Here is a 13810-nt window from a genome sequence, read left to right as displayed (position 1 = left end):
CAGCCACCACCGCACCACCTGTACGAACTCCGCGAAAGGAATCACACCATGAAGCGCCGTTCCCTCCTGACTCTGGCCGGGCTCGGCCTCCTGGCACCGGGGGCCCTGAGCGCCTGCTCGTCCGACTCCGCCAACACCTCGCAGCCCTCGGGGTCGGGGGCCACGGTCCTCGACGTCCTGCGCGTGCACACCCCCACCACCCTGGCCTACGCCGCCCCCATGACCTCCTTCGGCACCTACGGCAACCTCGACGCCCTCGTAGGGCAGGTCAAGAAGGACACCTGGGCCAGCGCCGACGTACTCAAGTCCCTGCTCGTCAACGGCGAGACGGACCTGGCGGCGACCCCCTCCTACGCGGCGGCGAACCTGTTCACCAAGGGCGTGCCACTGCGCCTGATCGCCATACAGGTGTGGGGCATGCTCTACATCGTCGGCCCCGCCGACTCCTCCGCCCAGGGCCTGGAGGCGCTGCGCGGCGCGACCGTGGGCGTACCCATGCCGAACAACACGCCTGACCTGATCTTCCGGTACCTGATCGGGCAGAAGGGCTGGAACGCCGACACCGACCTGAGCATCAGGTCCTACACCGAGGGCCAGGAGGCGCTCAACGCCATGCTGACCGGGGAGGTCGAGTACGCCGTGCTGCCCGAGCACGCCGCGAGCGCCTGCCTGGCCAAGGCCGAGCAGCAGGGCAGCACCCTGGAGCGCACGGTCAACCTTCAGGAGCTGTGGGCCGAGGTCACCGGCGGCAAGGCCCGCTTCCCCATGGCGGGCCTGGTCATGCCGCAGACGCTCACCGACTCCCACCCCGAGCTCGTGGGCGCCGTCCTGAACGAGCTGGAGGCCGCCGTGGCCGACGTGAACGCCGTGCCCGATGCGACGGTGCAGGCGATCTCGGAGGCCAACGACGTACCGGTGCCGGTGGTCAAGGAGGTCATCCCGCGCCTCCAGCTCGAGATAGTCCCCGCCGCCACGGCCCAGGACGAACTGGAGGACTACTACACCAGGCTGTCCACCCTCAACTCCGACATTATTGGAGGCTCCCTGCCGGCGAACGACTTCTACCTCGCCGACCCGCGCTAATGCACGAGCCGCGGTCCCGTACCGAGCGGCTGCGCTCGGCCGTATTGTGGTGGGCCGGCATCCTCCTGGCGGTCCTCATCTGGCACCTGGTGGCCCGCTCCCAGCCCGCCTACGTCCTGCCCGGCCCCCGGGCCACCTGGGAGGCGCTGGTCGACCTCGTCGACCGGGGGCGCCTGGGCGACGCCCTTGTGCTGACCGCAGGGCGCGGCGCCACCGGGCTGGGGCTGTCGTGCCTGGTGGGGATACCACTGGGCTGGGCCATGGGCACCTGGGTGTGGCTGCGCGAGCTGCTGGACTCCTGGATGCAGGTGCTCCTGTCCGTACCGCCGATCGTCGTCGTGGTGGTCGGCATGATCTGGCTCGGTCCCACCGCCGGGGTCGTGGTCCTGGTCGTGGCACTGGTGACCCTGCCGCTGCTGACCACCACCGTGCGCGACGCCGTGGCCGGCGTGGACGCCGACCTGCTGGAGATGGCGCGGGTGTTCGCCAGGGGGCGGGCGTGGACCGTTCGCAGAGTCATCCTCCCCGCCGTCGCCCCGCCGGTGCTCTCGGCCCTGACAGTGGCCGTGGGCCAGAGCGTGCGGGTCACCGTCATGTCCGAGCTGCTGAGCACGACAACGGGCCTGGGCGCCATGGTCCAGCGGGCGCGCACCAACCTGGACACCGACGACGTGTTCGCCCTGTCCGTGGTCATGGCGGCGCTCACACTTGTCCTGGAGCTGTGCGTCCTGGGACCGCTGCGGCGTCGACTGGCCCGCCCCTGGCGATAGAGTCAGTCCCGGAACACACCTGACAATCTGTAACACATATGAAACACGAGTACGCCATCGAAAGGAATCACTCATGACTACGACACCTGTCACCGAGTCCCTCTTCCGTCTGGGCCTGAACGAGGCCCTGCCGGTGAGCGAGGAGGCCACCACCTCCCGCGTCGTGGTCAACAACGAGGTGCTGCGCACCGTCGTCTTCACCTTTGACGCCGGTCAGCTCCTCACCGAGCACGCCTCGACCAAGGCCGTGGTCGTCACCCTTCTGGAGGGTGAGATGGACTTCTCCGTCGGTCAGCGCACCGAGCGCATGAAGGCCGGCGACGTCATCTACCTCGCTCCTGGTGCGCGCCACGCCCTGAAGGCCGTCACCGCCTGCCGCATGCAGCTGGTCCTGGTGGAGGTCGGCCAGGGCTGAGGGCCCGACCCGCCCCCGCATTCATTAAGATTCATCGGGGTTGTCACCCTCTCCCGGGGGCGCCGGGAGGGGAGTCGGGCGGCCGGTGATCCCGCGCCGGGACCCGGCCGCCCCAGGCGCCCGGGGGCAGGGGCGACCCAGTCACCATGCCCCCGCGCGGCGGGACCCGGTCGCCCCAGGAGCCCGGGGGCTGGAGCCTGTTCTAAGCAGTGGCGCCGATTGGTGCCCCGACTCGCACCGCGGTGGCTGCCGCCGCCCCCATGAGCACCAGGTTGACGCTCATGGCGCCGATGACGAGCAGCTGCCAGCCCTCACCCGCCTGCATGGCCTCCGCTGCCCGGAGGACCCACCAGCTGGGCAGAAGGGCGAGCAGTTCCCGCCAGGGGGATCCCATCACAGGCGCGGCAACGGGCAGGACCAGGATCGCGAAAGCCAGTTTGACCACCGCGAATCCTTCGATGGTGTTGCGCGTCCACGCGGCCAGCGCCAAGGCCGCCATTCCCGCCAGGGGCGCTGCCCCCAGGGCCAGGCAGGCCTTCTGCGCCGCGGTCAGTCCGGTGGGCCCGCCGACAAGGAGGCCGGCCAGGGTCACCACCACCGCCACTCCAAGGCAGGTCACCGCCCGCCACGCCAGGTAGCGCCGCAAAGACACCCGAGTGACCGCCAGGGCCTGCCATACCCGGTCCTGCTTCTCCTCCAGGAGCATAAAGCCCACGACCACGCCGATCATGAGTGGGACGACGACGGCGAAGGCCAGGGCCTGCACCCGTGGGAGCCAGGGCCCGATGTCGATGCCGCGTCGTCCCAGCGCTGCGGCCAACTGCGGCAGGCCGGTCCGGGCGGCGGCCGCCATGACCAGCGGAAGTGCTGACATCCACGCAAGGAGGCCGTCGCGCGAGAGTCGGCGACGGTCAGCGTCGACCAGAGCCACGATCACGGGCGATGCCATGAGCGTCCTCGAGACCCGGCCGCAATGCCGGCGAGCCGGTGGCGCGCCAGCACCAGAACTCCGCAGAGCCAGGCGCTTGCGGCCAGCGTCGCGGGCAGGGCCGCCTGCGGGCGCGCCTGGCCGAAGCCGAGTTGGATGAGTGTGAAGGCGCCCTGAAGCGGGTGGAGCCAGAGCCACCACCCGCCCGGCAGTCCCAGGAGCGGCAGGGCGGGGACAATGAGCACTAGTGTCCACACCCCCGATGGCAGCAGGAAACCGCCTATGGAGTCGTATTCGGCCACCGCAATGACTCCGTAGAGCACGTAGAGGCCCGACAGGAAGGTGACGCCGGCGGCCAGCGCGGCCCACTGCACGCCGCCGGCGTGCCCAATGAGCACCAGCGCCACGGATTCCGCCAGCGCCAGGCCCACCAGGGAGACAACCAGGGCGACCAGGTACTCCGCCGGCCGTATGGGCGTGACCGCGCGCGCCGCCAGGGTCCCTTCCGCCTGCTCGAGCAGGACCTGGACGGCGGCGAAGTAATAACCGGTCACCGCCAATTCGGCCAGGATTATGACGGGCCACCACGGGCCCGGTCCTTGGGGCAGGGCCCGAATGAGTGCGGCGTTGAGCACCCCCACTGCCAGGGCGACCAGCCAAAACCCTCCCCTGGCCTGGCGCCCTATGTTGAGCCGCAGGGTGGCGCCCGTGCGCCTGAGGGCGGGGATCATTGCAGGCTCCGACCAGTGACGGCCAGGAATACGGCGGCCAGGTCGGCCTCCTGGCTGTGGATGGACTGGATCCGGTGGGTGCGCAGCGCGGTGCGGAAATCCTCGTCGTCGGCGAGTCCGTCCAGGGGGAAGCGGGCGCCACCGCCCTCCCAGGTCACTAAGACTTCCGGGGCGCCATGGCGGCGCCGCATGGCGTCGGGCTCACCGGTCTCCAGCAGGCGCCCGTCGACGATGAAGCCAATGCGGTCGCAGGCCCGCTGGGCCAGGACCATGTCGTGGGTCGTCACCACGACGCTTCGGCCACGCCGGCGCTGGTGTCCAATAATCGCCTCGACCTGGGCAACCCGGGCCGGATCGAGCCCGGAGGTGGGCTCGTCGAGGAAGAGGAGCTCGGGGTCGGACAGCAGGGCCCTGGCGAGGTTGAGGCGCACCCCCATGCCCTTGCTCATATGGGCTCCGAGGGTGTCTGCGTCGTCCTCGAGTCCTACGGCCTCCAGCAGTTCGTCGGGATCGCGGGTGGGGCGGGTGTACATGGCGGCGAAGTAGCGGAGGTTCTCCCGCAGGGTGAGCCGCCCGAAGGAGATGGGGGTCTCGAAGCTCACCCCAATGCGCTCATAGAGCGCGCGCCCCCACGCCGACACCTCTGCGCCCAGAACCTGGGCGGAGCCTCGATAGCCCGGTAGAAGTCCGGTGAGAACGCGCTGAAGAGTGGATTTTCCGGCGCCGCTGGGCCCGAGCAGGCCCAGAACCCCGCCAGTGGGAAGCTCCAGACTGACGCGGTCAAGGGCGGGGGCGGCGGCCCCCTGGTAGGTGAACCCCAGTGCGCGCAGGCGCAGCGCCGGCGCGCTCATGGCCGCCTCGGGGCCAGGGCAGCGACAAGCATGTCGACCACCTCCCGAGCGACTTGCGCTATCTCCGGTCGATTCATGGCGCTGCCCCGGGACGCCGCGGCGGCGACGTCGATTGGGAAGCGGGACATGAGGTGCTCCGGCAGGCCCATGAGCGCGCGCTCGACCAGCCACGCGGCGGTGCGGGGGTCGACGTCGTCGCGCAGGGAGCCCTCGGCCTGTCCGGCGGTAATGGCGACGACGGCCCAGGCGCGGACCTCGTCGGCCAGGGGCGCCCGGGAGGCGAGCGCCATGGAGGCGTCCTCGGCGTAGGAGCGGGAAAGTACCGCCCACCCCAGGGGGTCGCGCGCCTGGAAGTCGCGAGAAGCCCCGATCTGAGCCAGGAGCACGTCGCGGAAGGACTCCTGGGGCACTGGGGCGCCGACCACGTCAATGCGGCTGCTCATGAGCTCAGTGACCAGGTAGGTGTAGGCGTCCTGCTTGTCCTCGAAGTACTGGTAGAAGCTCCCCTTGGAGACTCCCGCAGCGACCGTGACGCGCTCGACGGAGGCCCGCGAGTAGGGGTGGGCGGCGAACTCGGCTTTGAGGGCGTCCATGAGCCGAGTGCGCTTGCGCCCGGAGAGGTTGAAGAACGTCTGTTTGGGCATTGCCGCCTCCATGTGACTGCTCAGTCATATGACTGGTCAGTCACATACTAGGGCGGGGCGGCGCCGTGCACAAGACCACGAGATGAGGGCGCGACAAAACGGGGCCCCGCACCGGTAAACCGGTGCGGGGCCCGTGCGGGTCGGTGCTGAAGAGGGTTATCTCACCGCTCTCACTGCGCCGAGTCAGCAGAGGCCGAGGAGGCGGAGGATGGCGAGAAGGCGGAGTCCTCGGCGTCAGTCGGGTCGGCGACATGCTCAACCTCGGTGACGAGGTTCTGGGCGTCGAGCTCATCTGAGCCAATGAACTCGGTGAGGTCGACGGCCTGGCCGGCGGAGTCCTTGACACTGACCTGGCGCAGGGCCAGGGCCAGGGACTTATTGCGGGCGATCTCGGAGACGAAGGCCGGGATCTGGCCGGCCTTCTGGGCGCCCTGCATGAACTCGGCCGGCTCCATGCCGTACTGCTGGGCGGTCTGGACGAGGAACTGGAAGACCTCATCCTGGGTGACCTCGACCTGGAGGGCCTCAGCCAGAGCATCCAGGAGGATCTGCTCGCGCACAGAACCGACGACCTTCTCACGGATCTCCTCACCGTGGGCGTCGTCCTCCTCCTTGCCCTCAGCGGTGAGGTGCTGCTTGACCTCGACGTCAACGACTGCCGCGGGGACATCGAAGGAGACCTCGGCGTGCAGCCATTCCAGGAGGGCGTCACGGGCGGCGACGGCCTGGTCGCCGGCCTTGCGGCTGGCGACCTGTCCCTTGAGGTCATCGCGCAGTTCGTCAACCGAATCGAACTCGGAGGCCATCTGGGCGAACTCGTCGTCAGCCTCGGGCAGCTCCCGCTCCTTGACGGCGGTGGCGGTGACGGTGACCTCGGCCTGCTCGCCGGCGTGCTCGCCCCCGGCCAGCTCGGTGGTGAAGGTGGTGGACTCCTCGGCCTTGAGTCCGCTCAGGGCGTCGTCCAGACCCGGGAGCATGTTGCCCTTGCCGATCTCGTAGGAGACACCGGCCACGGAGTCGACCTCCTCCCCGTCGATGACGGCCTTGAGGTCAATGGTGACGAAGTCGCCGGTCCGGGCCTCGCGGGCCACGGATCGCAGGAAGCCGAAGCGGGCGCGCAGGGAGTCGAGCTCGGCGTCCACATCCTCGTCGGCGACCTCGATGGTGTCGACCGTGATCTCGGCGTCGGCCAGCGCGGGCAGATCGAAGACCGGGCGGACGGTGGCCTCGGCAGTGAAGACGAGTTGGCCGCCCTGGGGGCCGGAGACATTGGGCAGCTCGGTGATCTCGAGTTCGGGCTGAAGCATGGGGACGCGCTCGGCCCGGGTCATGGCGTCGCGGTAGATATCGGGCAGGGCGTTGTTGACGGCCTCCTGGATGACGGAGGCGCGCCCCACCCGCTGGTCAATGACCCGGGCGGGGACGTGGCCGCGACGGAAGCCGGGCACCTGGATCTGGGAGCCGATCTCCTTGTAGGCGGCGTCGAGGCTGGGCTTGAGCTCCTCGTAGGGGACCTCCACGGTCAGCTTGATGCGCGTGGGGTCAAGGTTCTCGACAGTGCTCTTCACGAGTGTCTACTCCGAAACTGGGGTACAGGTGGCACCGGCTGCGCGGTGGACGCCTTGTGCGGCGTCAATCCGTGTCATCTTAGGGCACCGCCCCCGGCGCAGTGAAAGCACGACCGGGGCATGGTCGATGACCCTGGCCACAGGCGCCGCCTGGCGCCGGGCTCGAGAAAACCCACGCCATGGAGCATCCATGACATGGGCTAACGTCGATTCGGCGTGCAGCTTCAATGGTCGGGCTGGCGGGATTTGAACCCGCGGCCCCCTGCTCCCAAAGCAGGTGCGCTACCAAACTGCGCCACAGCCCGTGAGAGTGGGTAGGGGCTGCCGACGCAGCCCCTACCCGACCCGTGGAGCGGGTGACGGGAATCGAACCCGCGCAATCTGCTTGGAAGGCAGAGGCTCTACCATTGAGCTACACCCGCGCGATCAGGCGGCAGTCGCCGCCCGGGAGGACGCCCTCAGGGCTCGATCAGGCCAGTCTTGTACGCCTTCACCAGGCGGCGGGGCACGGTGATCTCGCGGCCCGCCACGCGGACGGTGTTGAGCTCGGTGAGCTGGGCCTTCCACTGCGAACGGCGGGTACGGGTGTTGCTGCGGGACATCTTCCGCTTCGGCACTGCCATGGACCCGCTCCTCTCAAGCGTCTAGGGGATCTAGCGATCCGTCGAAAACTGGACCAAGGGACACCATAACGACTTGACGCGAGTCGCTACCAGCCCAGAGCCAGCCCCTACCGTGTGACATCGCTCCCGTTGAGAGCCCCCGCCGGGCTGACCGGGCCTCGGCTCCCCGCCGGGCCCCCGGGGCGGGAACCGCCGGGCCCCCGGGGCGGGAATTCGGAGGCGGAGAACCAGTTTCCGCTCGAGGCGCCTCACCGAACACCAGGGGCATGAAACCATACGGCTATGCCACTGACCCTCTCGCGCGGCGAGCAGCCACAGGTCGACCTGGAGGTCAAGCGCTCCCACTTCCTGGGGCGCGCCGAGCGCACCGACGACGAGGAGGCCGCCCGCGCCTTCATTGCCCGCATCCGCGCCGCCCGCCCCGACGCGCGCCACCACTGCTCGGCCTTCGTGGTGGACGCCCCCGGAGCCCGGCCGGTCGAACGCTCCAACGACGACGGCGAGCCCTCGGGCACCGCCGGCCAGCCCATGCTGGAGGTGCTGCGCGGCACGGGCCTGACCAATACGACCGTGGTGGTGACCCGCTACTTCGGGGGCACCCTCCTGGGCACCGGCGGCCTGGTGCGCGCCTACTCCCAGGCCACCGCCCAGGCCCTGGCCGCGGCCACCCGGGTGCGCCTGGAGCGCCGCCACCTGTGGGAACTGCGCACGCCAGTGTCTCAGGCCGGACGATTGGAAGCGGGGCTGCGGAACCCGGGTGCGACCAGGGGGCACCCCGAATCGGTCGGCTCGGTCGGCGGACTCACCGTGGAGGAGACGCGCTGGGGCTCCACCCACGCCGTCGTCGTCGTATCCACGAACTCCCCCGACCCTCGACCCTTGGGAGAGCTGCTGGCCTCCCTGACTCAGGGGCGGGTGACCCCTGAGCCGGCCGGGAGCCGAGTAGTGGAACGTCCGCTCTGAGAGCCGCCTAAGTGGACTGGCTGGTGGACTGGACTTGACGGCGGCGCCACGGGCAGCGGTATGGTCCGCTCATTGCGGTTCCCGGGATGGGCCCGCAGCCCGGGAGAGGAGGACCCCATGACCACCGTCATGTGCGCGATGCCCCTTTCCTGCTGCATGTGTCAATAGGGCGCCCGGCCATGACACTGTGCGCGTCTCGCCACGCGCATGCCCGGCGCCTGGGGCGCACGCCCCGCCGACCCGTACCCGACGGCGGCGAACCGTCACCGGCACACGCCCGCCCCCTCAACGCCTCCATGCCGCACCCCGTTTCCCGGAGCTTCATGGACGAGGGACCCAACAACCATAAGGAACCACCATGGCTTTCGCCTCCAACATCACTGACCTTGTCGGCTCCACCCCCCTGGTGCGCATTAACCGCGTCACCGACGGAGCACCGGCCACCGTCTTGGCCAAACTCGAGGGTTTCGAGCCCGCCGGCAGCGTCAAGGACCGCATCGCCCTGTCGATCGTGCGCGCCGCCGAGGCCTCCGGGGCGCTCCAGCCGGGGGGCACCATTATCGAGGCGACCAGCGGTAACACCGGGGTCGGCCTGGCCATGGTCGGCGCCGCCCTGGGCTACCGGGTCGTCATCACCATGCCGGAGACCATGTCTAAGGAGCGCCGGGCCATTATGCGCGCCTTCGGCGCCGACCTGGTTCTGACCACCGAGGGCGGCGTGGCCGGGGCGGTCAAGCGCGCCGAAGAGATTCAGGCGATCACCCCTAACTCGATCCTGGCCTCCCAGTTCTCCAACCCCGCCAACCCCAAGATCCACCGCGAGACCACGGCCAGGGAGATCCTGGAGGCCACCGAGGGCAAGATCGACGTTTTCGTGGCCGGTATCGGCACCGGCGGCACGCTGACTGGCGTCGGGCACGTACTGCGTCAGGAGGTGCCCGGCATTAAGATCTTCGGCGTGGAGCCCGCCGAGTCCCCGCTGCTCAGTGAGGGCCACGCCGCCCCCCACAAGATCCAGGGACTGGGCCCCAATGTGATCCCTGACGTCCTGGACCAGGGCATCTGGGACGAGTTGTTGCACGTCCGCTCCGACGACGCCCTGGTTTACGCCCGTCGTGCCGCCGCCGAGGAGGGCCTGCTGGTGGGCATCTCCTCGGGTGCGGCCCTCGTGGCCGCCGCGCAGTTGGCCAAGCGCCCCGAGCTGGCCGGCACGACCATTGTCACCGTGCTCCCGGACACCGGCGAGCGCTACCTGTCCACCCCGTTGTACGCCGACTACCTCAACTGAGTCATGAGTCGGCCGGCTGTCGGCGGCGCCCGGGAACACCGGCGCCGCCGGCGGCGTTGTCCCTCGGGGGCCGCCGGCGCGGCGCCCGTGACGACTCTCCTGACAGGAGCACCATGCACAACTCGCACCGGTCCTTCCTCGATTTGGCCCGTGAGGACCTGGCCACGGCCCGCAGGCGCGACCCCGCCGCACGCTCGAGCTTCGAGGTGGCCCTGCTGTACCCGGGGGTGCACGCCCTGTGGGCTCACCGCGCCGCCCACCGCCTATGGCGCAAGGGGCACCGCTTCGCCGCCCGGGCCCTGTCCCAGGCCGCCCGCAATGCCACCGGCATTGAAATCCATCCCGCGGCGGTTATTGGAGAGCGTTTCTTCATCGACCACGGCATGGGCGTGGTCATTGGGGAGACCGCTGAGGTCGGCGACGACGTCCTCATGTTCCACGGCGTCACCCTGGGCGGGGTTTCCATGAATCCGGGCAAGCGCCACCCCACCATTGGCAACAATGTGCAGATCGGGGCCGGGGCCAAGGTGCTGGGCCCGGTCACGGTGCAGGACGGGGCGAAGATCGGGGCCAATGCGGTGCTGATTAAGAATGTGCCTCAGGGTCATGTGGCCGTAGGGGTCCCCAGTCGGGTGCGCGACCCCAAGACCGACCCCGAGCTCATGCTCGATCCCACCATCTACATCTGAGCCCATTGACACCCATTTATCTGATTTATCAGATTTACATCTGAGTCCTCGACGTGTGCGCCCCGGCGCGCATCGCCGGGGTACCGCGGAGGCGCGCGCCTCCGCGGCGGCCGGTCGGCAGACCAGGGAAGACCGAGACCGGGGACCGAAAACGGTCGGAAGACGATCAGAAAACGGTCGGAACGGTCAGCGGATAACCGCGCCCGTGGCCAGGGCCCGCAGCCTGGTGAAGACGGCGCCGCCGGAGGCCCGCGAGCCGTTGTGCTCGTATTCGCTGGTCACCCAGGTGCGCAGACGCGGCATGAGGGCCGCAGTGGCCAGCGAGCAATTCATGGGCACGAAGACGTCGCGCGCGTAGACGGCGGCCGCTCCGGGCACTTGGGCCGAGCGCAGGGCGGCCTCGTCGTAGAGGCGGGGCCATTCGTGCTCGGCCAGGGCCTGGGCCACCGGCAGCCAGGGCGCCAGGAGCGGGTCCTCGGCCAGGTGAGTGCGGGTCACGTGCTCACCGGTGAGCAGGGTGGGGTCGGCGTGGAAGTCCGCCGGGAGGGCGCCCTCGGCCGCCCAGGCGGTGACCCCGCCATTGGCCCAGCAGGAGTCGAGTAGGACGGGGTAGAGCGGGTTGCGGGCTTGAAACGGCAGGGCGGCGACCAGGTCGTGACGCAAGCGCATGGAGTCGGGATCGGCCTCCAGGAGGTGGTGCAAGGAGTCGACGCCACCACTGGCGCCCAGCACGACGCCGATGGAGCGCAGGCGGGCGGGGCTAATGGGCTTGCCCGTCGGGGTGAGCAGATCCCCGCGCGCAGCCCGCTCCGTGAGATCGGCCATGCGGTCGCGGTCGGCGGGGTGGCGGGCGTAGAAGTCCTCGCTCTTGGCGCGCATCGCCTCATAGGTCAGAACGTAGACGTCCTCAATGCCCCGGTCCACGGCGGGCAGGCCGCCGGTGAAATAGACGTGCTCCAGGCTCTGAGCGTGGGCGGACAGGTATCGAGTGACGCAGAAGCCCCCGAACGACTGGCCCAGCACGCTCCAGCGCTCCAGGCCCAACGCGCGGCGCAGATCCTCACAGTCCTCGACAATCTCGTCAGCACGCAGATGGGTGAGCAGGCGGGCGGTGCCGGCCGCGTCCCCTCCGGCGTCGGGGCGGTCAATGGGAGTGGAGGCGCCGGTGCCGCGCTGGTCGATCAAGATGAGACGGTGATGCTCCAAAATGGCGCCAATCCACCCCAGACCGGCGTCGGGGCTGGGGCGGGGCGCCTCGAATCCGGGGCCGCCCTGAAGGAAGACCAACGGTGGCTTGGCGGTCGGGTCGCGGTCCGCGACCAGGGCGATCTCACGGGCGTAGATGGTCATGGTCGCCCTACCGTCGGGGAGGCGATCCCCGTTCCCGCTGCGGTCCAGGGGGACGGTCAGGTGGTGGTCGCGGGTCAGCAGCCCGGCAGTGGCCGGGGACCAGGGGCTGGTCAACAGGTCGGGTGAGACAGGCACGCGGCAACTCTAGGCACAGCCTGAGGCACAGGCGCACGATGCCCTCGCGGTGGGACACAATGTCCCGGTGAGCTCGGCGGCCCGCCTGCCGCCGACGGGGCTCGGCCCCGTTCTGTCCGAGAGGAGGTGCGTGTGTATGCGCGTGCTGGCGGCCCTGTCAGGGGGCGTTGATTCGGCTGTGGCAGCGGCGCGGGTGCTTGACGCCGGGCACGATATGGTCGGCGTGCACATGGCGCTGACCCGCAACCGGGCCGCCACCCGCACCGGCTCGCGCGGATGCTGTTCCATTGAGGACGCCTCCGACGCCCGCTGGGCCGCGCAGATCCTGGGGATCCCCTTCTACGTGTGGGACCTGAGTCAGGAGTTCGAGGAGCGGGTGGTGTCGGACTTCCTGGCGGAGTACCGGGCCGGACGCACCCCCAACCCGTGTGTGCGCTGCAATGAGCGAGTCAAGTTCGATGCCCTGCTTAAGCGCGCCCTGGCCCTGGGTTTCGACGCGGTGGTCACCGGGCACTACGCGCGCCTGCGCGGTGGGGCGAGCGCGGGATGCCCAGGGCAGGCGACCGGCCTGGAACTGCTCCGGGCCAGAAACAGCGCCAAGGACCAGTCCTATGTGCTGGCCGTCTCCGGCCGCCAGGGCCTGTCCCGGGCCCTGTTCCCCCTGGGCGAGGTCCCCTCGAAGGCGGAGGTGCGCTCCGAGGCGCGGGACCGGGGGCTGCCGGTGGCGGACAAGCCGGACTCCTACGACATTTGCTTCGTCGCCAACGGCGACACGCGAGGATTCCTCACCCGGGCTCTGGGCACGGACAAGGGGGCGCTGGTCTCGCCCGAGGGCGAGGTGCTGGGCTCTCATAACGGCTACTACGGGTTCACTGTGGGGCAGCGCCGGGGCCTGGGGCTGACGCGCCCCGCCCCTGACGGCCGTCCGCGCTACGTCATTGAGACCCGTCCGGAGACCAACGAGGTCGTCGTGGGCCCCGCAGAGCTGCTGAGCAGGCGCAGCGTGGACGGGGATGGACTGGTCCTCCTGTCTGACACCGCACCGCTTAACGCCGCCGGCCCCTACCCCGCCGACTCCGGCCCCCTGGGCTGGGAGAACGTGAGTGTGCAGGTGCGGGCCCACGGCCGCACGGTGCCGGCGCGCGTGGTGGTCGACCCGGCGGCGGGGAGGTTGCACGCGGACCTGGCCCAGCCCCTGCGGGGCCTGGCGGCGGGCCAGAGCATCGTCGTCTACGGCGGGCGCGACGGCGTCCAGGTCCTGGCCCAGGCGACTGTGGCCGGCCCGGCGCGGCCCCCGGCAAACGGCATGTGAATGCCGCAGGGCCGCCCCGGTTAATGGCCGGTGGCCTCAGCGCAGGCAGGTGTGGCGCTCAATGGCCCGCACTGCCCACCAGGTCAAGAACGCAGTCAGAATCGGGGCGGTGATCACTGTGCCCACTCCTAGTGTCGCGTGTCGTTAGTGTCTAGACGGTTGGGTGTTTGGGAGTATGTGGGTATGGCTCATCCTGGTGCTCCTGGTCTTGTGCTTCGTGATGGTGATGGTGAGGAGCTTGGGCGTTGGTTGCGTTCTTCGACGATGCCTGCCGGTTATGTGCGGCGGGCGCGGATTGTGCTGCTGGCCTCCCAGGGGGTGGCCAATACGGAGTGTGGTTCCCCCCGAATCGTGGAGGGCTTCCTTATGCGGTTTTGGGCAGGCCCTGGGCCGTGTTGGTCTCGTAGTCGATGGGGCTCTGCATGTCGGCTGTGCTGTGTCGGCGGTCGTGGTTGTAGAA

The 13810-nt window shown here is 69.7% G+C and carries 14 protein-coding genes and 2 tRNA genes; 7 read left to right on the top strand and 9 right to left on the bottom strand.

Annotated elements, in window-relative coordinates:
• Positions 1-48 precede the first annotated feature (48 nt).
• From EUC46_RS08875 to EUC46_RS08865, 3 genes are all read left to right on the top strand, one after another.
• The gene (locus tag EUC46_RS08875; RefSeq protein ID WP_128773811.1) at positions 49-1083 is read left to right on the top strand and encodes an ABC transporter substrate-binding protein; all 1035 of its coding nucleotides are present in this window, start codon (positions 49-51) and stop codon (positions 1081-1083) included.
• Positions 1083-1853, top strand: coding sequence for an ABC transporter permease (locus EUC46_RS08870; protein ID WP_128773810.1), 771 nt, complete (start codon positions 1083-1085; stop codon positions 1851-1853). Before EUC46_RS08875 ends, EUC46_RS08870 begins: the two co-directional genes overlap by 1 nt.
• A 73-nt stretch (positions 1854-1926) precedes the next feature.
• Positions 1927-2268, top strand: a complete 342-nt coding sequence (locus EUC46_RS08865) for a cupin domain-containing protein (RefSeq protein ID WP_128773809.1) — start codon at positions 1927-1929, stop codon at positions 2266-2268.
• A 202-nt stretch (positions 2269-2470) separates the two neighbouring features.
• On the opposite strand, the gene EUC46_RS08860 is transcribed toward EUC46_RS08865, so the two are convergent.
• From EUC46_RS08860 to rpmF, 8 genes are all read right to left on the bottom strand, one after another.
• Positions 2471-3142, bottom strand: a complete 672-nt coding sequence (locus EUC46_RS08860; RefSeq protein ID WP_241655505.1) for an ABC transporter — start codon at positions 3140-3142, stop codon at positions 2471-2473.
• Positions 3143-3201: 59 nt separating this feature from the next.
• Positions 3202-3927, bottom strand: coding sequence for a fluoroquinolone export ABC transporter permease subunit (locus EUC46_RS08855; RefSeq protein ID WP_128773807.1), 726 nt, complete (start codon positions 3925-3927; stop codon positions 3202-3204).
• The gene (locus EUC46_RS08850; RefSeq protein ID WP_128773806.1) at positions 3924-4778 is read right to left on the bottom strand and encodes an ABC transporter ATP-binding protein; all 855 of its coding nucleotides are present in this window, start codon (positions 4776-4778) and stop codon (positions 3924-3926) included. The genes EUC46_RS08855 and EUC46_RS08850 overlap by 4 nt, the downstream gene beginning before the upstream one ends.
• Positions 4775-5422, bottom strand: coding sequence for a TetR/AcrR family transcriptional regulator (locus EUC46_RS08845; RefSeq protein ID WP_241655504.1), 648 nt, complete (start codon positions 5420-5422; stop codon positions 4775-4777). Before EUC46_RS08845 ends, EUC46_RS08850 begins: the two co-directional genes overlap by 4 nt.
• A 170-nt stretch (positions 5423-5592) precedes the next feature.
• Positions 5593-6990 carry a trigger factor gene (tig, locus tag EUC46_RS08840; protein WP_128773804.1) on the bottom strand — a complete coding sequence of 466 codons (1398 nt, stop codon included), beginning with the start codon at positions 6988-6990 and terminating at the stop codon, positions 5593-5595.
• A gap of 228 nt (positions 6991-7218) precedes the next feature.
• Positions 7219-7295, bottom strand: a tRNA-Pro gene (locus EUC46_RS08835).
• Positions 7296-7338: 43 nt separating this feature from the next.
• Positions 7339-7412: transfer RNA gene (locus EUC46_RS08830), tRNA-Gly, on the bottom strand.
• 36 nt (positions 7413-7448) lie between these two features.
• Positions 7449-7613, bottom strand: a complete 165-nt coding sequence (rpmF, locus tag EUC46_RS08825; protein ID WP_128773803.1) for a 50S ribosomal protein L32 — start codon at positions 7611-7613, stop codon at positions 7449-7451.
• Between the two features lie 282 nt (positions 7614-7895).
• Here rpmF and EUC46_RS08820 point away from each other — a divergent pair, with 282 nt between their 5' ends.
• The 3 genes from EUC46_RS08820 (at position 7896) to epsC (ending at position 10553) form a co-directional block, all read left to right on the top strand.
• Positions 7896-8576, top strand: coding sequence for an IMPACT family protein (locus EUC46_RS08820; protein ID WP_128773802.1), 681 nt, complete (start codon positions 7896-7898; stop codon positions 8574-8576).
• A gap of 358 nt (positions 8577-8934) precedes the next feature.
• Positions 8935-9864 carry a cysteine synthase A gene (gene cysK / locus EUC46_RS08815; RefSeq protein ID WP_128773801.1) on the top strand — a complete coding sequence of 310 codons (930 nt, stop codon included), beginning with the start codon at positions 8935-8937 and terminating at the stop codon, positions 9862-9864.
• A gap of 113 nt (positions 9865-9977) precedes the next feature.
• Positions 9978-10553 (top strand): serine O-acetyltransferase EpsC, encoded by a 576-nt coding sequence (epsC, locus tag EUC46_RS08810; protein ID WP_128773800.1) that lies wholly within the window; start codon positions 9978-9980, stop codon positions 10551-10553.
• Positions 10554-10739: 186 nt separating this feature from the next.
• On the opposite strand, the gene EUC46_RS08805 is transcribed toward epsC, so the two are convergent.
• A complete protein-coding gene (locus tag EUC46_RS08805; RefSeq protein ID WP_128773799.1) occupies positions 10740-12038 on the bottom strand; it encodes an alpha/beta fold hydrolase in 1299 nt (432 codons plus the stop codon).
• A gap of 136 nt (positions 12039-12174) precedes the next feature.
• On the opposite strand from EUC46_RS08805, the gene mnmA reads away from it, so the two are divergent.
• Positions 12175-13350 (top strand): tRNA 2-thiouridine(34) synthase MnmA, encoded by a 1176-nt coding sequence (gene mnmA, locus EUC46_RS08800; protein ID WP_128773841.1) that lies wholly within the window; start codon positions 12175-12177, stop codon positions 13348-13350.
• Positions 13351-13810: the final 460 nt, after the last annotated feature.

It is taken from the genome of Actinomyces oricola (assembly GCF_004104015.1).
Taxonomy (GTDB): domain Bacteria; phylum Actinomycetota; class Actinomycetes; order Actinomycetales; family Actinomycetaceae; genus Actinomyces; species Actinomyces oricola.
Note: the sequence above shows the minus strand (reverse complement) of the source record. Positions and strands in the feature narration are given on the sequence as shown.